At 65.2% G+C, this 19227-nt stretch carries 22 protein-coding genes and 1 tRNA gene; 10 read left to right on the top strand and 13 right to left on the bottom strand.

Annotation, left to right across the window (positions count from 1 at the left end):
* Window positions 1–89 precede the first annotated feature (89 nt).
* Both I6F36_RS27535 and I6F36_RS27530 read right to left on the bottom strand, forming a co-directional pair.
* The gene (locus I6F36_RS27535) at window positions 90–1646 is read right to left on the bottom strand and encodes a long-chain fatty acid--CoA ligase (protein ID WP_225141044.1); all 1557 of its coding nucleotides are present in this window, start codon (window positions 1644–1646) and stop codon (window positions 90–92) included.
* Window positions 1643–2380 (bottom strand): TetR/AcrR family transcriptional regulator, encoded by a 738-nt coding sequence (locus I6F36_RS27530; RefSeq protein ID WP_225141046.1) that lies wholly within the window; start codon window positions 2378–2380, stop codon window positions 1643–1645. The genes I6F36_RS27535 and I6F36_RS27530 overlap by 4 nt, the downstream gene beginning before the upstream one ends.
* An 88-nt stretch (window positions 2381–2468) precedes the next feature.
* Here I6F36_RS27530 and I6F36_RS27525 point away from each other — a divergent pair, with 88 nt between their 5' ends.
* The 5 genes from I6F36_RS27525 to I6F36_RS27505 are packed head-to-tail and all read left to right on the top strand — an operon-like array spanning window position 2469 to window position 6528.
* On the top strand, window positions 2469–3650 hold the full coding sequence (locus I6F36_RS27525) for a lipid-transfer protein (RefSeq protein ID WP_109141708.1): 1182 nt from the start codon (window positions 2469–2471) through the stop codon (window positions 3648–3650).
* Window positions 3651–3658: 8 nt separating this feature from the next.
* Window positions 3659–4114: a MaoC family dehydratase N-terminal domain-containing protein gene (locus tag I6F36_RS27520; RefSeq protein WP_225172556.1), complete on the top strand. Its 456-nt coding sequence runs from the start codon at window positions 3659–3661 to the stop codon at window positions 4112–4114.
* Window positions 4111–4521: a MaoC family dehydratase gene (locus tag I6F36_RS27515; protein WP_225141049.1), complete on the top strand. Its 411-nt coding sequence runs from the start codon at window positions 4111–4113 to the stop codon at window positions 4519–4521. The genes I6F36_RS27520 and I6F36_RS27515 overlap by 4 nt, the downstream gene beginning before the upstream one ends.
* 20 nt (window positions 4522–4541) lie before the next feature.
* Complete coding sequence (locus I6F36_RS27510; protein ID WP_225137656.1) at window positions 4542–5369, top strand: SDR family NAD(P)-dependent oxidoreductase; 828 nt, start codon at window positions 4542–4544, stop codon at window positions 5367–5369.
* A 13-nt stretch (window positions 5370–5382) separates the two neighbouring features.
* A complete protein-coding gene (locus tag I6F36_RS27505) occupies window positions 5383–6528 on the top strand; it encodes an acyl-CoA dehydrogenase family protein (RefSeq protein ID WP_109141712.1) in 1146 nt (381 codons plus the stop codon).
* Between the two features lie 153 nt (window positions 6529–6681).
* On the opposite strand, the gene I6F36_RS27500 is transcribed toward I6F36_RS27505, so the two are convergent.
* Complete coding sequence (locus tag I6F36_RS27500; RefSeq protein ID WP_225137658.1) at window positions 6682–7662, bottom strand: helix-turn-helix domain-containing protein; 981 nt, start codon at window positions 7660–7662, stop codon at window positions 6682–6684.
* 120 nt (window positions 7663–7782) lie between these two features.
* Between I6F36_RS27500 and I6F36_RS27495 the strand changes: the two genes are divergently transcribed.
* Complete coding sequence (locus I6F36_RS27495) at window positions 7783–8508, top strand: alpha/beta fold hydrolase (RefSeq protein ID WP_109141713.1); 726 nt, start codon at window positions 7783–7785, stop codon at window positions 8506–8508.
* 44 nt (window positions 8509–8552) lie between these two features.
* On the opposite strand, the gene I6F36_RS27490 is transcribed toward I6F36_RS27495, so the two are convergent.
* From I6F36_RS27490 to I6F36_RS27480, 3 genes are all read right to left on the bottom strand, one after another.
* Complete coding sequence (locus I6F36_RS27490) at window positions 8553–9692, bottom strand: amidohydrolase/deacetylase family metallohydrolase (RefSeq protein ID WP_225127105.1); 1140 nt, start codon at window positions 9690–9692, stop codon at window positions 8553–8555.
* 153 nt (window positions 9693–9845) lie between these two features.
* Complete coding sequence (locus I6F36_RS27485) at window positions 9846–10568, bottom strand: DUF2569 family protein (protein WP_225148501.1); 723 nt, start codon at window positions 10566–10568, stop codon at window positions 9846–9848.
* A 118-nt stretch (window positions 10569–10686) separates the two neighbouring features.
* Window positions 10687–10763 (bottom strand) — tRNA-Arg (locus I6F36_RS27480).
* Window positions 10764–10898: 135 nt separating this feature from the next.
* On the opposite strand from I6F36_RS27480, the gene I6F36_RS27475 reads away from it, so the two are divergent.
* On the top strand, window positions 10899–11258 hold the full coding sequence (locus I6F36_RS27475; protein ID WP_036014526.1) for a VOC family protein: 360 nt from the start codon (window positions 10899–10901) through the stop codon (window positions 11256–11258).
* Between the two features lie 7 nt (window positions 11259–11265).
* On the opposite strand, the gene I6F36_RS27470 is transcribed toward I6F36_RS27475, so the two are convergent.
* From I6F36_RS27470 to I6F36_RS27455, 4 genes are read right to left on the bottom strand one after another with little or no spacing between them, the layout of a single operon-like run.
* Entirely contained in the window at window positions 11266–12222 is a 957-nt protein-coding gene (locus tag I6F36_RS27470; RefSeq protein ID WP_225148500.1) for a tripartite tricarboxylate transporter substrate-binding protein, read from the bottom strand.
* Window positions 12223–12269: 47 nt separating this feature from the next.
* Window positions 12270–12641 (bottom strand): dimethylsulfonioproprionate lyase family protein, encoded by a 372-nt coding sequence (locus I6F36_RS27465; RefSeq protein WP_225145217.1) that lies wholly within the window; start codon window positions 12639–12641, stop codon window positions 12270–12272.
* A gap of 26 nt (window positions 12642–12667) precedes the next feature.
* Complete coding sequence (locus I6F36_RS27460) at window positions 12668–13306, bottom strand: RraA family protein (protein WP_225131014.1); 639 nt, start codon at window positions 13304–13306, stop codon at window positions 12668–12670.
* A 21-nt stretch (window positions 13307–13327) separates the two neighbouring features.
* Window positions 13328–14845, bottom strand: a complete 1518-nt coding sequence (locus I6F36_RS27455; RefSeq protein WP_109141715.1) for an AMP-binding protein — start codon at window positions 14843–14845, stop codon at window positions 13328–13330.
* A gap of 231 nt (window positions 14846–15076) precedes the next feature.
* Here I6F36_RS27455 and I6F36_RS27450 point away from each other — a divergent pair, with 231 nt between their 5' ends.
* The gene (locus I6F36_RS27450; RefSeq protein WP_225172555.1) at window positions 15077–15700 is read left to right on the top strand and encodes a hypothetical protein; all 624 of its coding nucleotides are present in this window, start codon (window positions 15077–15079) and stop codon (window positions 15698–15700) included.
* 163 nt (window positions 15701–15863) lie between these two features.
* Here the strand turns inward: I6F36_RS27450 and I6F36_RS27445 are convergent, their stop codons facing one another.
* Together I6F36_RS27445 and I6F36_RS27440 are read right to left on the bottom strand one after the other, a co-directional pair.
* The gene (locus tag I6F36_RS27445) at window positions 15864–16079 is read right to left on the bottom strand and encodes a hypothetical protein (RefSeq protein ID WP_225113663.1); all 216 of its coding nucleotides are present in this window, start codon (window positions 16077–16079) and stop codon (window positions 15864–15866) included.
* 20 nt (window positions 16080–16099) lie between these two features.
* Window positions 16100–17101, bottom strand: a complete 1002-nt coding sequence (locus tag I6F36_RS27440) for a 2-dehydropantoate 2-reductase (protein WP_225172554.1) — start codon at window positions 17099–17101, stop codon at window positions 16100–16102.
* 161 nt (window positions 17102–17262) lie between these two features.
* On the opposite strand from I6F36_RS27440, the gene I6F36_RS27435 reads away from it, so the two are divergent.
* A complete protein-coding gene (locus tag I6F36_RS27435) occupies window positions 17263–17829 on the top strand; it encodes a YidB family protein (protein ID WP_036026322.1) in 567 nt (188 codons plus the stop codon).
* A gap of 33 nt (window positions 17830–17862) precedes the next feature.
* On the top strand, window positions 17863–18129 hold the full coding sequence (locus I6F36_RS27430) for a GlsB/YeaQ/YmgE family stress response membrane protein (protein WP_036014563.1): 267 nt from the start codon (window positions 17863–17865) through the stop codon (window positions 18127–18129).
* A gap of 147 nt (window positions 18130–18276) precedes the next feature.
* Here the strand turns inward: I6F36_RS27430 and I6F36_RS27425 are convergent, their stop codons facing one another.
* Window positions 18277–19062 (bottom strand): SDR family NAD(P)-dependent oxidoreductase, encoded by a 786-nt coding sequence (locus tag I6F36_RS27425; protein ID WP_109141716.1) that lies wholly within the window; start codon window positions 19060–19062, stop codon window positions 18277–18279.
* Window positions 19063–19227 lie beyond the last annotated feature (165 nt).

Here is a 19227-nt window from a genome sequence, read left to right as displayed (position 1 = left end):
ATCCCGGTGGGCGTATCCGCGCGACCACGATCTGGAAAACATCAATCTTCGCGCGTCCTCGGCGCGCAGGCCGTAACGCGCGGGAGCCGTCAGCTGACCCGCCGTTCCCGCCCCTCCCAGAACGGCCTGCGCAGCTCGCGCTTCAGCACCTTGCCGGCGCCGGACAGCGGCAACGGCGTCTCGGTGATCTCGATGCTGCGCGGACATTTGTAGCCGGCAATCAACGTCTTCGTGAACTCGATCAGCTCGCCGGTCGAAACCTCTACGCCGCTGCGTTTGACCACGACGGCATGGACCTGCTCTCCCCATTTCTCATTGGGAATTCCGATCACGGCGCATTGCAGCACCGACGGATGCTGGGCCAGCGCGTTCTCGACCTCGACCGAGTACACATTCTCCCCGCCCGAGATGATCATGTCTTTCACCCGGTCGACGACATAGATGAACCCATCTTTGTCCATGCAGCCGCCGTCGCCCGTATGCATCCAGCCGTCGACGACGGCGCGCGCGGTCTCCTCCGGCCGCTCCCAATAGCCCATCATCACGGTGTCGCCGCGCACCACGATCTCACCGACGGCGCCCGCCGGCAGCGGCTGGTCGTTCTCGTCGACGATCCGCACCTCGCAACCGAGGGCGGCACGGCCTGCGCCGCGATGGCGCCCCTTCTTGCGTCCCTCCCCGATGTGCTCGTCGGGATGCAGCAGCGTCGCGATCGGCGACAATTCGGTCATGCCATAGGCCTGCGTGAAACGGACATGCGGCAGTGCGCGCGCGGCACGATCGAGCACCGCCTCGCTGATCGGCGAGGCCCCGTAGATGATGTTCTTCAGGGACGACAGGTCGTATTTGCCGATCGCGGGGTGATCGACGAACATCTGGATCATCGTGGGCACCAGCAGCACGTCTGTGACGCGCTCGTTCTGCATCGCAGCCATCACGCCTTCGGGCGTGAAGCCCTGAACGATCACGTTCGAGCCGCCGGAGAGCAGCAGCGAATACATCGCCGCACCGTTGGCAAGGTGAAACATCGGAGCCGCATGCAGATAGATCGCGCTTGCCGGAAACAGGCCTTCGCCGAGTGCGTTGAGCGCATTGGCCATCAGATTCTGGTGACTGAGCATTACGCCTTTGGAACGGCCGGTGGTGCCGCCGGTGTAAAAGATGCCGGCGAGATCGTCGCTTTTGCGCATGGCATCAGCAACGGGGGCACTTCCCGCGACAAGATTCTCGTAGCTCTCCATCCCCGCCGGCGCCTCGCCATCGTCGGCATAGATCAGCTTCAGCCCCGGAATGGCGCCGGCGAGCTGCGCGCCGACCTGCGCAAAGGCCTTGTCGACCAGCAGAACGGACGCGCGGCAGTCGCGCAGCGCATCCTCGTTTTCCAGCGCGCTCCAGCGGATGTTGAGCGGCACGATCACGCCTCCCGCCCAGCCGGTCGCCAGATAGAGCTCGAGATAGCAGTCCGAGTTGAAGGACAGCACCGCAACACGGTCGCCGTCCCTGACGCCGCGCGTGCGCAGGCCGCCGGCCAGCCTTGTAACGCGCTCGCCGAGCTCGCCCCAGCTGCGCCGCCGCTGGCCATAAACGGTCGCCAGCCCATTCGGATTGATCTGCAGCGCCCTGCGCAGGCCGTGCGTGATGTTCATCCCGTCTCTCCTCCCGTGCGTTTCTTCCCTGTTGCTTTGCGTCCTGAGTTGCGCCCTTGCGGCGCCCTCGGCGTCTTCTTTGTCATTTGCAGCCGAACCTCGGCCGCCAGGCCGTCCGTCAGCCGCACCGTGAACTCGTCGGCGATCGCGGTCGGCGACAGCTTGCCCTCCCGTCGATACCAATGGCCGATCCAATTGAGCGAACCCGCGATCGCGAAGGCTGCAAGCTTGGGATCGCAAGGCCTGATCGAACCGTCAGCAATGCCTGCAGTAATGTATCGCCGGAAGGTGGCGTCGATCCGCCTCTTGGCGGCGCGTGCGACACCGGCGTTCCGCTCGGCCAGATCGCGCAAATCGAAACGCACCAGGCTCGCGCCGAAATCGGTCGCCATCAGTTCGGCATAGGCGTGCACCAGCTTGCGCAGCTTGGCGAGACCCGAACCGCCGCCGGCGTTGATCTCCGTGATCACGCCGTCGACGAGTTCGGCGCCCATCGACCAGCATTCGAACAGGATCTCGTCCTTGCCCCGGAAGTAATTGTACAGCGCGGGCTTGGTGATGTTCAGCCGGTCCGCGACCTCGTTCAGCGTCACGCGATGATAGCCCTGCTCCAGGAACAGCTGCACGGCGGCGCGCAGCACCGCCTCGCGCTTCTCGTCGCGGGCGCGGCGCCGGCTCTCGAACGGCAGCCAGGGCGAAGGCGATGACGGCGGAGCGGGCGGCGCTGAATCCATGGTCGGTCGGTTGACTCTGGTGGAGATCGGACGATATGTTACCCATGGGTAAGAAAAAGTCCAACGGGTAATTTATTGGGAGGAAGCGATGTCTGACGTGGTCGTCGCCGGGGTCGGCATGATTCCGTTTGCCAAGCCGGGCGCCAGCGCCCCCTATCACGAGATGGGAACGGAAGCCGTCAAGCTCGCGCTCGCCGATGCCGGCCTCGGCTACGAGAAGATCGAGCAGGCCTATGTCGGATACGTCTATGGCGATTCCACCTGCGGGCAGCGCGCGCTCTACCCCGTCGGGATGACCGGCATCCCCATCGTCAACGTCAACAACAATTGCTCGACCGGATCGACCGCGCTGTTCATGGCGCGGCAAATGATCGCAAGCGGGGCGCTGGATTGCGTGCTGGCGGTCGGCTTCGAGCAGATGAAGCCCGGCGCGCTCGGCAGCGTCTATGCCGATCGCCCGAGCGCGTTCGAGGAGTTCGACGCGGCTGCGGACCAGCTGATCGACGCCCCCGGCATTCCGCTGGCGTTGCGCTATTTCGGCGGCGCCGGGCTCAGCCACATGAAGAAATACGGCACGCCGCTCGACGCCTTCGCCAAGGTGCGCGCCAAGGCGAGCCGACATGCGAAGAACAATCCGCTCGCGCTTTTCCGCAAGGAAGTCACGGCGGACGACGTGATGAACGACCAGGTGATCTGGCCCGGCGTCATGACGCGCCTGATGGCGTGCCCGCCGACCTGCGGCGGCGCCGCCGCCGTGCTGGTCTCCGAGCGGTTTGCGGACAAGCATGGCATCGGCAAAGAAGTACGCATCGCGGCGCAGGCCATGACCACCGATACGCCCTCGACCTTCAAGGCCGGCGACATGATGCAGCTGGTCGGCTACGACATGGCAAAAGAGGCTGCCAGCCGGGTTTATGAGAGCGCCGGCATCGGCCCCGGCGATCTCGACGTGGTGGAGCTGCACGACTGCTTTGCTCATAACGAGCTCATCACCTACGAGGCGCTCGGCCTCTGCGGCGAGGGTGAAGCCGGCAAGTTCATCAATGACGGCGACAATACCTATGGCGGCCGGATCGTGACCAATCCGTCCGGCGGATTGCTGTCCAAGGGACATCCGCTCGGCGCCACCGGGCTTGCGCAGTGCTACGAGCTGACGCGGCAGCTGCGCGGCACCGCCGGCGCCACGCAGGTCGAGGGTGCCAAGGTCGCACTTCAGCACAATCTTGGCCTCGGCGGCGCCTGCGTCGTCACGCTCTACAAGCGGCACTGATATCGGCCATGGTCGACCAGTCCGCCGTAGGGCGCAGCTTCACGCCGGTCACCGCGCGCGTGGAGCCCGGCCGTCTCCGCTACTTCCTCAACACGCTGGGTGAACAGAATCCGGTCTACCGCAATGCGGATGCTGCCCGGGCGGCCGGGTTCACCGGCATGCCGGTGCCGCCGACCTATCTGTTCTGCCTGGAGATGATGGACATCGACGATCCCTTCGAAATGTTCAGCGCGCTCGGCATCAATCTGTCCCGCGTGCTGCATGGTGAGCAAAGCTTCGCCTATCACGCCCCGGTTCTGGTCGGCGACACCCTGACTTTTCGACCGCTGGTGACCAGCGTAACGGACAAGAAGGGCGGCGCGATGACGCTGATCGGCATCCGATGCGAGGTGACCAATCAGGACGGCGTGCATGTCGCCGATACCGCGCGCACCATCGTCGTGCGCAACGAGGCGGCGTCATGACGGCATCCGGAGACATCAAGGCCGGCGACCGCATCGTCCACAAGGTCTTTCCGCCGATCACCCGCCACACGCTCGCGCTCTATTGCGGCGCATCGGGCGATCATAATCCGATCCACGTCGACATCGACTTCGCCAAGGCCGCCGGATTTCCCGATGTGTTCGCCCACGGCATGCTGGTGATGGCCTGTCTTGGGCAGGCGCTGACGGATGTGGTGCCGCCGTCGAAGCTCCGCAGCTTTGCGACCCGGTTCGTCTCGATCACTCAGCTCGGCGCCAAGCTCACTTGCGAAGGCACCGTGACCGAGCTCTTCGTCAAGGACGGCGAGCGTCGCGCAAGGCTCGCGCTCACCACCAAGGACGATCGCGGCGAGGTCAAGCTCGAAGGCAGCGCCGTCGTCGCGCTGTGACAGCAAGAGGACTCATTCAAATGACAAAACTGCAGGGAAAGGTCGCGCTCGTCACCGGCTCAGGCCGCGGCATCGGGCGCGCGATCGCGCTCAAGCTGGCGCGCGAAGGCGCCAGGGTGGTCGTCAACGACCTCGATGCCGAGCCCGGCAACGCCGTGGTCGCGGAGATCGAGGCACTCGGCGGCAATGCCACTGCCGTGAACGGCAGCGTCGCCGAGGCGGGCTTCGCCGATCGCTTCGTCGGCGCCGCGCTGGACAAGTTCGGCGGGCTCGACATCATCGTCAACAATGCCGGCTATACCTGGGACTCCACCATCCAGAAGATGACCGACGAGCAGTTCCAGGCCATGCTCGACGTCCACCTCGTCGCGCCGTTCCGGATCCTGCGCGCGGCCGCCGAGCCGATCCGCGTCTTCTCCAAGAAGGAGGCCGAAGAGGGACGCGAGGTGTTCCGCAAGGTCGTGAACATCTCCTCCATCGCAGGTCTCTACGGCAATGCCGGGCAGGCCAGCTATTCCTCGGCCAAGGCCTCGCTAATCGGCTTGACCCGAACCATGTGTAAGGAATGGGGCCGCTACAAGGTCAACGTCAATTGCGTCGCCTTCGGCCTCATCAACACCCGCCTGACCCAGCCGATCGAGGCGCAGCAGAAGACCATCGACGTCGCCGGCCGGGACATCAAGGTCGGCGTGCAGCCGCACATGCTGGAAGCCATGTCGCGCATGATCCCGCTCGGCCGCGGCGGTACGCCGGAAGAGGCGGCCGACGCCGTCTATCTGTTCTGCAGTCCGGAATCCAATTATATCAGTGGTCAGGTGGTCGTCGCCGGCGGCGGCCTGATTGTCTGAGAGCGAGGCGCTGATGCATTATCGATCGTCCTGGATGACCGAAGACCTCGACGTCTTCCGCGACCAGTTCCGCAAATATCTCGCCAAGGACCTGGCGCCGCATGCCGAGAAGTGGCGCGAGCAGAAGATGGTCGACCGCTTCGCCTGGCGCGGGCTCGGCGAGATGGGCGCGCTGCTGGCGAGCGTGCCGGAGGAATATGGCGGCCTGGGCGCGACCTTCGCCTATGACGCCGCCGTGCTCGACGATCTCGAAAGCACGGTGCCGGAGCTGACCACCGGCGTCTCCGTGCACAGCGCCATCGTCGCGCATTACATCCTCAATTACGGTTCGGAGGAGCAGAAGAAACGCTGGCTGCCGAAGATGGCGTCCGGCGAGATGGTCGGCGCCATCGCCATGACCGAGCCCGGCACCGGCTCGGACCTGCAAGCTGTCAAGACCACGGCGAAGAAGCAGGGCAATTCCTACGTCATCAACGGCCAGAAGACCTTCATCACCAACGGCCAGGCCGCCGATCTCGTCATCGTGGTCGCGCGCACCGGCGAGCTAGGTGCCAAAGGCATTTCGCTGATCGTGGTCGAGACCGCGGGCGCGGACGGCTACAAGCGCGGGCGCAACCTCGACAAGATCGGCCTGCACGCCTCCGACACCTCGGAGCTGTTTTTCGACAACGTGACCGTGCCGCCGGAAAACCTGCTCGGCAAGGAGGAGGGCCAGGGTTTTGTCCAGTTGATGCAGCAATTGCCGCAGGAACGCCTTGCGCTCGCGGTCGGCGCCGTCGCCTCGATGGAGCGCGCGGTCAAGCTCACCACCGACTACACCAAGGAGCGGAAGGCGTTCGGCAAGCCGCTGATGGATTTCCAAAACACCGCCTTCACGCTGGCCGAGCGCAAGACCGAGGCGATGATCGCACGCGTCTTCGTCGATTGGTGCATCGAGCGCCTGGTCGCCAAGGACCTCGATACCGTGACGGCATCGATGGCGAAATATTGGTGCTCGGAGAAGCAGGTCGAGACCGCCGACGAATGCCTGCAGCTGTTCGGCGGCTACGGCTACATGCAGGAATACCCGATCTCGCGCATCTTCATCGATTCCCGCATCCAGAAGATCTATGGCGGCACCAACGAGATCATGAAGCTCTTGATCGCCAGATCCTTGTAGATCAGGTCGCTGTCGGGGAGAGGCGCGCACCCCTGCACGGCAATCCCAACTCGTCGTCCCGGACAAGCGAAGCGGAGCGGAGCGCCGATCCGGGACGACGAGCGGAGATCGGGGCTACGGCGTTGCCATAAGCGGCCCGCACGCAAACTCCCCTCACCGCGCGCGCCAGTCGCGCGGCCGGCATCCGAAGCGCTGCTTGAAGCGGCGGGTGAAGTGGGAGAGGTCCGAAAAACCCCAATCGAACGCGATGGCGCCGATCGCGTGCTCCGCCATCGTGGGATTCCTGAGGTCCCTGGCCGCGCCGTCGAGACGATGGTCGATGACGTAGTCGGTGAAGCCTGAGCCCGATCGCGCCAGCAGCTTGTGCACGTAGCGCTCGCTGATGCCGACGGCGGCGGCGACGTCTGCGACCGCAAGTCCCGGCTGGCGGAGCCGCCGGTGGATGGCACGTTTCACCGCCAGCGTGGTTGCATCGGCGAGACTCTCGGCTTCAGCTGCGTGCAGGCGGCTGCTTCGCGACAGGCTCACGGCAACCAATTCGATCAGCGCCCGGAACAGCCGCACACCTTCGTCCTCGCTCATCTGCAGCGCGCCCTCGCTGAGCGTGCGCGCGGTCTCGACAATGAGGTGGCCGACGACGGGATCGTCCGAGAGGCGTGCCGCAACGACGTCGAACGAAGCCGGCAGCCGTTCACGCAAGGCTTCTGCCGGCACCCAGAACGAGGCGACGCGCAGCTGCGGACCACGATCGTGCAGGAGCGCGAACTGGCGGTCGCTGTCGAAGATGCCGACCTGTCCGGGCGACAGGCTGATCTCGCGACCGTCCTGCTGGATGCGGCAGCGGCCGGCCAGCTTCAGGTTGAGGTAGAAGCAGCTGCGATCGGACGCCGCGATGTCGGCCGCGGAACGGCGCACCACGTGCTCAGGGAAGCTGACGCGGTTGATCGCGGCATCACCGAGACGGACATGCTCGACGCTGGCGGGAAAGGCGGCGGCGGCCGCCGGCTCCGGCGTCAGATTCATGAAAGCCTGGCAGATTGCCTCGCGATAATAGGCGAATTGCTCGTGAGGCCGTACGCCCACCGTATTCCAGGCCGAGTGGCGTGACGGAACGGGACGCTCGATCTGCTGCATCGGTTCACTCCGAGACCAATACGGTTCACTTCCAGCCAAGCGGCAAATCGGTCGCCGGTCCACACTTGCCGTGCGGCGACGCTGCGCCGATCTAACCACACCCTCGGGAGGAGCCACAATATGTCGACCTACGTTCTCGTCCATGGCGCCTGGCATACAGGCGCCGAGCTCGAGCCGGTCGCCGCGCCGATCCGCGCCGCCGGCCATCAGGTCCATACCCCCACCATCAAGGGCAACCGTCCGGGCGATGCCAAGACGACCGGGTTGAAGGAAGCGATCCAATCGATCGCGGACTACCTGGCCGAGAATAATCTGAAGGACGTCATCCTGCTCGGCCATTCCTATGGCGGCATGGTCATCACTGGCGTTGCCGACCTCGCGCCGGAGCGCATCCGCCGCCTGGTCTACTGGAATGCCTTCGTGCCCAATGACGGCGAATGCCTCAACGACATGGTGCCGCCGCATTATGTCGGACTATTCGACGCCATCGCGGCCGAGCGCGGCGACGGCTCGGTGGTGCTGCCCTTCCCGATCTGGCGCGAGGCCTTCATCAACGATGCCGATCTGGAGACGGCGCAGCGCGCTTATGACGTGCTCAATCCGCATCCGCTGGCGACCTTCAGCGACAAGATCGCGCTCAAGAGCAATCCGGCCGAGATGCCGCTGGCCAAATCCTACATCAACTGCACCGAGGATACCGCGATGCCGCACAGCCATGGCTGGCATCCGCGCCTGTCGGAGAAGCTCGGCCTGTTTCGCCTGGTGCAGGTGCCGGGAAGCCACGAACTGTGCTTCTCGGACCCGGCGCGGCTCGCCAAGGCGATCATGGAGGCGGGACGCGACTGATCAGTGCGTCATGCGAGCACGTGGTCACGATCCGCGCGCGCCGCTCAATTCGGATGCCACCAGCGGCCGCCGATGACGACGCCTTCGGACACGATCTTGCGATCGCCGATCAGGTGCTCGCCGACGACGTCTTCATAGTCGAACTGGCCCTGCCGCACCGAGATCAACGTGGCGTCGCCGACGCTGCCCGGCTTGAGGCTGCCGAGCTCAGGACGCCGCAGCGCCATCGCCGCATTCACCGTCGATGCCGCGATCACATCCGGCAGCTCCATGCCCATGCACAGGAACTTCGACATGGTCGTCACCTGGTCATAGGCCGGTCCGTCGATGCAGAGCTGATGGATGTCCGAGGAAATCGTGTCCGGATGGAAACCATTGGCCAGCATGGCGCGCGCGGTCTTGAACGCGAACGAACCCTTGCCGTGGCCGATATCGAACAGCACGCCGCGCTCGCGCGCTTCCAGCACCGCCTTCTTCACAGTGCCTTGCGCCGTCGCCGGCGTGTTCGGGAAGGGGCGGAACGCGTGGGTCAGCACGTCGCCGGGACGCAGCCGCGCCAACACGTCCTCATAGCTCGGCGGCGGATGGTCGATATGCGCCATCAGCGGCATGCCGACCTCGTTCGCGACCTCGAGCGCGATGTCGAGCGGCACCGCGCCCGACGTGCCCGACGAATGCAGGCCCACGCGCACCTTGATGCCGACGATGAGATCGCGGTTGGCATCGGCCACTTCGGCCGCCTCGATCGGATTCATCAGGCGCAGCTCCTCGCTCTCGCCGACCATAATCCGGTGCGAGAAGCCGAAGATGCCGGCATGCGAGACGTGCAAATAGGCGAGGATGCGGACTTGGCTCGGCTCGATCACATGCTTGCGGAAGCCGGCGAAATTGCCGGGGCCAGCGCTGCCGGTATCCACCGCCGTGGTGACGCCGGAGAGGCGGCAGAACTCCTCGGCATCAATGCCGAGCGAGGTGCCGCCCCAGTAGACATGGGTGTGGAGATCGATGAGTCCCGGCGTCACGATGAACCGGGAGACGTCACGCACCTCCGTGCCCGGATCCGCCTTGAGCCCAGTGCCAACAGCGGCAACCTTGCCGTTCGAAAATGCGACATCCGTCACGGCATCGAGCTTCTGCGAGGGGTCAATGACCCTTCCGCCGCGAAGGATCAAGTCAAAAGGCATCATGGTCTCCGGGTATGGCAACGGACAGGCATGGACCGGGCTGGAAGGTGCCCCTTCCGGCCCGGCCGCTTCTGTTAGCAATTTTTGCACCAGCCGAGCAAATCAGCGGGCATCCTGTCCGCCCGGCTTGCGGGCCGCCAGATGCATGACGGCTTACTCCGTGAACGTATTCGCGACTCTACGGGAGCGAAGGACATAGGTTATCCAAATCGCGGCACTGATCGCACCGACGACCATTCGTGCGACTTGAAGAGGTTCGATAGTGAAAAAATCACCGAACGGACGATTCAAGCCGATGGAAAAGATCGATGCAACCCAAACCAGATCGATCAACGGGATCAGTACCGCACAGATCATCTGCACAATGAAGAACGCTGGAAATCTACGGGAATGCATGAACAGGAGCACCGCCGTCCAGATTGCGAGACCGATCAGCGCGACGTTCATCGCAATCTCGCCCCAAAATACGATTGAGAATTGCACCCAGGTCTCGCTGGAGATCGACTGCACATATTGCGCGGTATTGACGACTAGGCGCACGATGCCGATCATTTGGCCGAACGCCAGAAGCCCGAGCCAGCCGCTGATGCCGGTCATCTCTGGCTGGACGTCCTTGAATGAAGCGCCGTCTTCTGCGGGAGCGGCCGCCTCGCGAATGACCTCAACCGGCGGCGATGCTGGGCTTGGCGGCGGCGATTGAAGGAGCTGCTGCGTGATCTCGTGCACCTCCCCGGCCGGCTTCCAATTCTCGAAGCCGTGCCGCCAGACCAGCACACGCCGAGGATCGGCGATACTAGCGAGGAGCGGAAGGAGTTCAGAAATCGAGAACGGGCCGCGCCGCTGCCCGCCCTCAGCGTAGTACCATGAGTCCGCCATGCAAGGCCCCCTGCACCCGCCGTATTTTAGCCGGCTGTCGGCACACGTCACGATGGAATAACGCTTGGGGGGAATACCGGCGTTGCGTGCCCTTGGCGCGGCGCAAACGCGCGGAAAATGGCGATCCCGGGAAGACTCGAACTTCCGACCTACGGTTTAGGAAACCGCCGCTCTATCCGGCTGAGCTACGGGACCGCGGAACCCGTGGGTGCGGGCTCGGCCCCCTCATAGCAGAGCAAAATGCGGTTCGCCAGCCGTCAAGCGGGCGAGATCTCATCAACCTGAACGGGGCGGCTATACTTCCAGGCCCCTCCCAACGGAGCAGCTCACATGATCGAAAGCATCAGCGCCATCACGCTCGGCACGCATGACATGGGGCGCGCCGTGCACTTCTACCGGTCGCTGGGGTTCGAGCTCTTGTATGGTGGCGAAGCCGCCGCATTCACGAGCTTTCGCGTCGGCCCCGGTTATCTCAACCTGACGGCACAGCCGGACGACAAGCGCTGGTCCTGGTGGGGCCGCGTCATCTTCCATGTCGCCGATGTCGACGCAACCTATGAGCAGGCGCGCGCCGCCGGATGGCAGCCGTCAACCACGCCGCGCGACGCCGAATGGGGCGAGCGCTACTTCCATCTCACCGACCCCGATGGCCATGAGCTCAGTTTCGCACGTCCCCTTCGTCGGGCATGACGGGGCCTCACGCCTTGATATTGTTGTCCTTCACGACCTTGCCCCAGGTGGCGACCTGCTTGTCGAAGAAGGTCTTGAAGGCGGCGCCGTCCTGGAGCAGCAGCGTCATGTGTTGCGTCTCCTTCAGCTGGGCGGCGGTCGCGGGCTCGCTCAGGATCTCCTTGGACGCCGCCGCGAAGGCCGCGACGACGTCCGGCGGCGTGCCCGTGGGCGCGAAGATGCCCCACCAGGCCAGCGTCTCGAAGTCCGGGAAGCCGGCCTCGATCGCGGTCTGAGTATCAGGCAGGGCCGGCAGCCGCTCGCGGCCGAGCTGCAGGATCGGACGCAGCATATTGGTGCCGAGCTGGGCGGCGACCAGCGCCGCCGATCCCGCGATGAGATCGACGTGGCCGCCGAGCACGTCGTTCATGGCCGGCCCGCCGCCGCGATAGGGCACGTGCATGATCTCGACGCCGGCCTTGCTGCCGAGCACGGTCATGGCGAGATGGCCGAGCGTGCCGATGCCGACCGAGGCGTATTTCACCGCGCCGGGGCTTGCCTTGCAGGCGGCGACCACGTCGGCGAAGCTCTTGTAGGGGCGGCCGGCGCCGGCCGCGATCACGTAAGGCGCGGTGCCGATCAGCAGCACCGGCATCAGCTCGCGCTCGACATCGACCGGCGGCTTGTCGAGGATCGACGGGATCACGGCGTGGGAATCGAACGTCACCAGGAAGGTCGAGCCGTCGGCCGGACTCTTGGCGACCTGCGCCGCGCCGAGCGCACCGGCCGCGCCCGATTTGTTCTCGACCACCACGATGCGACCAAGCTTGGTCTGCAGGTTCGTCTGCAGCAGCCGCGCCATGGCGTCGGTCGATCCGCCCGGCGGGAACGGCACCACCAGCGTGATCTTGCCGGCCTGCGCCATCGCCGGCGTCAATGTGAGAATAGCCGGCGCGGCCAGCAGCGCCCGTCGTGTGATCGTCATGGTCCCCTCCCTTTATGTGTAGCGCTTTGCTTTTTTGCTTTTAAGCGCTAGGTCGTGCCGAAGCCTGATCCTGCTTTTCTGTATTCTGGCCGAGGCGGACTGAAGATGTCCAGCACGCGGGCGCCGTCCGGCCCGGCGCGCATGGTGTGCGGCACGTTCCCGGGCGTGCGCCAGAAATCGCCCTTCTTCACCGGGATTTCCTCCTCGCCCTGGACGCGGATGGCGGAGCCGTCGAGCAGCACGCCCCACTGCTCCTCGGGGTGATGATGCAGCGTGCCTTGCGCATGCGGTGCCAGCGTCACCACCGATAGCATCGCCTGCTCGCCGGAGAAGATGCGCGTGGTCACGCCGGCGGCAAGCTCGCGGAAGAGTCCGTCGCTGGCATCATCGAGATTGTGGAATTCGTCCTTCTGGCTCACGCCATCCTCCCTTCACGCTCCTCTGATCAGGACTTGCCGTAGGCGCCCTGGTAACGGCCCTCGCGGATCGCCTTCAGCGTCTCCTCCTCGCGCGCGACCTGGACACGCACCGCGTCCAACAGGGCGGCCGCGCCGGCAGCGGGAAACGACACCACGCCGTCCTCGTCGCCGACGACGATGTCGCCGGGCGCAATCACGCTGCCGCCGATCGTCACCGGCACGTTGATCTCGCCGGGGCCGTTCTTGTAGGGACCGCGATGGATCACTGCGCGGGCGTAGCAGGGGAAGTCGTCGGCCGCGAATGCTGCGACGTCGCGGATCGCGCCGTCGATTACGTAGCCTTCGGCTTTGCGCCATTGCGCGATGTTCTTCATGATCTCGCCGATCAGCGCGCGCGTCTCGTCGCCGCCGCCGTCGACCACGATGACGTCGCCGGGCCCGACCAGATCCAGCGCGCGGTGGATCGCGAGATTGTCGCCGGGACGGGTGCGCACGGTGAAGGCCGTGCCCACCAGCTTGCCGCCGCGGTGATAGGGCCTCAGCCCCACTGCGCCGGGCAGCCGGGCGAGATTGTCCGAGATCACCGAGGTCGGCGCGTCCCTGAAACCTTCGATGATATTTGCCGGCGGCTTCGGCACGCTGCTCGCTACGATGGTGATCGTCATGTCAGTCCTTCCTTGCTTGTCTCATTCGGCATGCGCCCGCGCCTTCGAAGGCAAGATCCGGAACGCGCGCCCCTCCTTCATCCACGTCGCACGCTCATCGCGCAACAGGGTGCGCCGAACTTTTCCGGAATCGTCGCGCGGCGGGGCGCTGACGAATTCGAAGCTTTCGGGATGCTTATAGCGGCTGAGCCGGTCCTTGAGGAAATCCGCCATGCCGTCGGCAATGGCCTGCCCGTCCGCATCGGGCTCCGGCTCGATGATGGCATGCACACGCTGGCCCAATTCCGGATCGGGCAGGCCCACCACGACGCAGGAGCGCACACCGGGAGCCTCGGACACCGCGGCCTCGACCTCGGCCGGATAGATGTTGGCGCCGCCGCGCAGCACCATGTCGGCGAGGCGGTCGCCGAGATAGAGATAGCCTTCGGCGTCCAGCCGGCCGATATCGCCGAGCGATTCCCAGCCGTCGGCGCGGCGCTTCGGCTCGGCGCCGAGATAATGGTAGGTGGCGTCCTTGCCGTCATTGTTGAGGAAATAGATCTCGCCGGTCTCGCCGGGCGCAACGTCCTTGCCGTCTTCGCCGACGATGCGAAGCTTCGCCATGTCGCCGATCTTGCCAACCGAGCCCTTGTGCGTCAGCCATTCAGTGCCGGAGATGATGCAGGCGCCCTGCCGCTCGGTGCCACCATAGAGCTCCCAAATCCGCTCGGGTCCGAGCCAGCCGATCCAGTTCTCCTTTAGCCACGGCGGCATCGGCGCAGCCATGTGGAAGACCGTCTGCAGGCTCGACAGATCGTAAGAGTTGCGCACGCTCGCAGGCAGCGCCCAGATGCGGTGCATCATGGTCGGCACGAAATTGACCCATTGCACGCGCTCGCGTTCGATCTGCCGCAGCGTCTCCTCGGCGTCGAACTTGGTCAGCCCCGTGAGCTTGCCGCCGACGAACAGCGCATAATGCGACACGATGAACGGCGCGTTGTGGTAGAGCGGACCGGGATTGAGCAGCGATACGCCGAATGGAATATTGAGCGGCGGCGCAGCCGCGGTATCGGTCACGGCCGGCTGGTGATCGAGGATCACTTTGGGTCGGCCGGTCGAGCCGCCTGAGGTCATCGCCTTCCAGTATCGCGCCACCGGCGGCGCCAGCGGCCCATCCGAGAATCCTTCCGGCACGAAGTCGGCGGCCAACCGGTTGGGCGCATTCCAGTCGGCCTCGCCGCCGACCACCAGCGCAGGCTTGAGAATGTCGAGCACGGCGGCGGCTTCGCCGCGCGGCAGCCGCCACGACAGCGAGGTCGGCGTCGCGCCGCATTTCCACACCGCAAAGGAGGTCTCGAAGAACGCGTTGCCGTTCGGCAATCCGATCGCGACGAAATCCCCGGGCTTGACGCCCTTGGCCATGAATGCCCGCGCGCGGCGGTTGGCGCCGCGCTCGAGCTCGTCCCAGGTCAGCGTGTCCTGCCCGTGACGGATCGCAATCGTGCCGTGTGGTTTGCGTTCCGCGTACCAGCGCGGCACATCTGAGAGCGGCAGCAACATCAGGCGTTTCCATTTCGTCTTCTTGGCGTCGCCGCAGGAGTGAGGCGCTCGCGGCACGAGTGTACCAGCCTGCGGTCAGGGCGCTGTGACTCTCGCGCCACGTCAAGCACAAAATGTCAGCATCGCAGCCCTGAATTTCCTGGGTTCCATGGGTGACAAGCCGGCAAGAAAGGGGCAAAAATCCGGCTCGACTCAGTTCGGGTTGAGTTGCGCAAGGAATGCTCTCGTAGAATGTCGCCGGTCGTTACATCGCGTCGTGCGGCGCTGCTCGCCGTAGGTACAGCAGGTTTGTTCCTGCTGACGCACGGGCATGCCGAGGCGCAATGGTGGAAGCGCGCTCCGGTTGATTTCGAGGAATGCGCCGACGCCGCCGAGAAGGCCGCAACCAAAGCGGAGAAGACGGCCGCCCTTGCCGATTGCAACGCCAAGTTCGCCGGCCGCCGCAAGCCGGGCGGCGGCTATTCCTATTACGATTTCCTCCAGGATCGCACCTTCGATATCGCCGGTCCCAATCCGACGCCGGAGGAGCAGAAGAAGATCGACGAAGCCTATACGGCCTATCTCGCCAACCAGCGCCGCAGCAACGAAGCGGCCCAGGCTATCGCCCGGCAGCAGCGCGAACAGCAGGAGCAGCAGTTGCAGCAGCTGCAGCAGGTCGCGCTGCGGACCGAAGTCGCGCGCGTGCCGGTGCCGGTCGAGCGGCCGAAGGTGCAGCAAGCCGCGGGCGCGAAGCCGAAGGCTGCACCTTGCGCCAAGGGCTCGTTCTCCTGCGAATGGCCGCGGCTGTCGGAGAGCTTGAACGACCTGAAGAAGCTGTTCAACCCGACCCCGAGCAAGCCCGCGAAGAAGGGGTGAGTTGCATCCATAACCGTCATTGCGAGGAGCCCTTGCGACGAAGCAATCCAGGGTCTTTCCGCGGTGGGATTCTGGATTGCTTCGCGGAGCCTGTCATCGGGCGGCGCTTTGCGCCGACCCGGTGGCTCGCAAGGACGAGTTGGATGGAGATCAGCTCCCACCCTCAGTTCGTGCGCTTCTTCTTGCCCTGCTTCGGTTTCACCAACGGCGCAGTCGCCGGCTCCGTCACCATCGGCGAAGCACCCAACTGCGACCGGCTCTCCTGCAATCGCCTGTCATATCCAGGTGAGTTCATCACCGTCGGCGGCCTCGCATAGGCGAGCGTCGATGTGCCGCAGAAGGCGGTCAGCGCGAGCCCGATCACAAGACCACGTTTCATCGCGCTCCTCCTTTCGGGCGCTACCCCCGAATCTGCTGCGGCGTCATACGGAGCGGACCGTTGCCGGCCGCCTCGGCTTCCTTGATCAGCGCAACAATGCGGCGCATCAGCGGCACGGCGACATGGTTCCGCTCGGCGAGCGCGATCACCGCGCCTTGCAGATAGTCGATCTCGGTCTTGCGGCCCTGCTTCAGATCCTGCCACATCGAGGAGCGCGCCTCGGGATCGATCTTCATGGTCCGGCCCAGGATTGCACCGAAGATCGCATCCGGCAGCCGCAGCAGGGTTGGAGACCAGCTCATCGGGATCGGCGTCGACGACACCGGCACGATGTGGGCGGCCTTCAGCACGGCCAGCCCTTCGGCCATCTGGTCGGCGAACAGCCTGCGCCAGTCGCGGCTGGCCAGTTGCGCGGCAAGCGGCATGTCCGACAGCGCGCTGAGCGCGTTGTTCAGGTTGATGATCAGCTTGCCCCATTGCACGCCCGTGATGTCGCTGCTCGCGCGCATCGTGAGGCCGGCGACCGAGAGCTTCCCGGCCGTGTTCTCCGCATCCTCGCCAACATGAATGTCGCCGGAGGTCGAGCGGTGGAAGCGGCCCTCGCCCATCGCGATCACGTTGAACGGCACCATGCCGGCCAGCACGCGGCGGCCGCCCAGCCGCTCGCGCAGCGCAGCGACATTGCCGACGCCGTTCTGAAGCGAGACGATGACGGCATCCTCAGGCGCATGCTGCGCGATCTGCTCGGCGACAGCAGCGGTATCGGCGCTTTTCACCGTCACCAGCACGATGCCGGCGTTGTGGAAGATCGAGGGATCCTCCGACAGCGCCAGTTGACCCGCGCCGAGCTTGTTCTCGGAGCCGTCGAAATCAGTCAGAAGCAAGCCGAACCGCTCGATCTCGGTCTTTACCCGCGGCCGCACCAGGAGCGCGACGCGGCGGCCGCTGGCGGCCAGCATGCCGCCGACGAAACAGCCGATGGCGCCGGCGCCGGCCACAACGATCGGTCGATCCGCAATCACCGAGCTCACTCCCTGAATGACCGGCCTTCGATAGCAGAGCCGAGCCCGACAACCAATCGCGGCGCATCCGACTTGTAACGGTCATGAGTGCCCCATATCTTCTCGCCCCGGGGGCAGTCAGCGGCGAGCGCTCGCCGAACGAGACGCCAAAGGAGAGCACCATGGGTCTACTCGACGTCCTCAACGGCATGCAGAACGGCCCGCGCGGCCAGAGCACACCGAGCTCCGAGAAATCCTCCGGCGGCATGTCGCCGATGACCATGGCGCTGCTCGGCCTGCTCGCCTGGAAGGCATTCAAGCATTTCACCGGCAACCAGTCCGGCTCAGCGCCCCAACCGTTGCCGACACCCGCGCCTCCGCCGGTGAACGTAGGTCGGGGCGGCGGTCTGAACGACATGCTCAAGGGCGGCCTCGGCGGCCTGCTCGCCGGCGGTGCGGCCGGCAGCATTCTGAGCGGCGGGCTTGGCGATCTCCTCAACCAGCTCCAGCAGAGCGGACACGGTGATGCCGCCAATTCCTGGGTCGGCAAGGGCGAGAACAAGCCAATCGCGCCGGGCGATCTCGCCAGCGCGCTCGGCGCCGACCAGATCGATAGCCTGTCCGCCCAGAGCGGCCTGTCGCGCGAAGAGCTGCTCTCCGGCCTCAGCCAGTATCTGCCGCAGGTGGTCGACCATTTGACGCCGGACGGACGGCTGCCGACCGAGAATGAACTCTCGGATCGGGTCTGATCGGTTCAAAGAGAGGGGAGCACTGTCATGAGCATGGGCGGCCTGTTTTGGATCATCCTGGTCGGCTTCATTGCCGGCCTCATCGCGCGCTGGCTGTCGCCGGGGCCGAACAATCCGAGCGGCTTCATCCTCACCACCATCCTCGGCATTGCCGGCGCGTTTCTGGCCACCTGGATCGGCCAGGCCATCGGCCATTACAGCCCCGACCAGGGCGCCGGCTTCATCACCGCGACCATCGGCGCGGTGGTGGTGCTGTTCATCTGGAATCGGCTGGTAGCGAGCGGCGTGATCAAGGGGTAGCGCTTAGAAGCGGTAACGACGAGAGCACGCCACCTCCTCATCGTCATGCCCGGGCTTGACCCGGGCATCCACGTCCTTCGACCCGAGCGGCCTCACGTGGATGGCCGGGTCAAGCCCGGCCATGACGCGGAGAGGGCGTATCGGGTCTCACGTAATCAAATGCATCCCCGCATCCATGCGCACGACCTCGCCGGTCATGTTGCTGGAGGCCGGCGTCGCCAGGAAGCAGACGAGCTGGGCGATGTCCTCCGCGGATGATGCGACCTTCAGCGGCACTTTCGCCACGACGCTGTCGCGCACCTGCTTGGCCTGCGCCTCGCCGCGGCCCTTGGTGAACCAGGGCGTGTCGATATAGCCAGGGCAGACCGTGTTGACGCGGATCAGCGGCGCCAGCGCGCGCGACAGCGACAGCGTCATGGTGTTGAGCGCACCCTTGCTCGCGGCGTACGCAATCGACGAGCCGACGCCGCTGATGCCGGCAACCGAGGAGACGTTCACGACCGCAGATGGCCGCCCCGAAGCCTTGGCGGCGGCTTCGAGCAGGCTGCGCGCCGCGCGCACCATCTGGAACGGACCGATGGTGTTGACGCCATAGACCCGCTGGAAATCTTCCGCCGACAGACCGTCGAGATCGGCGTGAGCCACATGCTTGGTGGTGCCGGCATTGTTGACGAGGATGTCGAGCCGGCCCCAGCCGCTGGCTGCTGCGACGATCTTGCGACAATCCTCATCCTTGGAGACGTCGCCCTGTGCGACCAAAACCTCCGCGGCGCCGGCCTTGCGGCAGGTCTCGGCCGTCGCCTCGGCTTCCTTCTGGCTCGACGAATAGTTGATGACGAGCCGCGCCCCGCTGCGGGCGAGAATCTCCGCAGTCGCTGCACCCAGCCCGGATGCGGACCCCGTCACGATTGCGCACAAGCCGTCTTTTGCCATCCGGATTTCCTTCCCCTGTCTCTGGTGTGGCGTCCTGTTTAGCGAGTTTGCCGCGCCCTGCAAATCGAGCAAACTCCGCTAAGCGGAATTAGCATTTCCTGAAGCCTGGCCCCATGCCCACGCCGCAGATGGACCTGCGATCAACGCTTGTCAGGGCCATGGCTT

It is taken from the genome of Bradyrhizobium sp. BRP19 (assembly GCF_020194195.1).
Classification (GTDB): Bacteria; Pseudomonadota; Alphaproteobacteria; order Rhizobiales; family Xanthobacteraceae; genus Bradyrhizobium; species Bradyrhizobium yuanmingense.
Note: the sequence above shows the minus strand (reverse complement) of the source record. Positions and strands in the feature narration are given on the sequence as shown.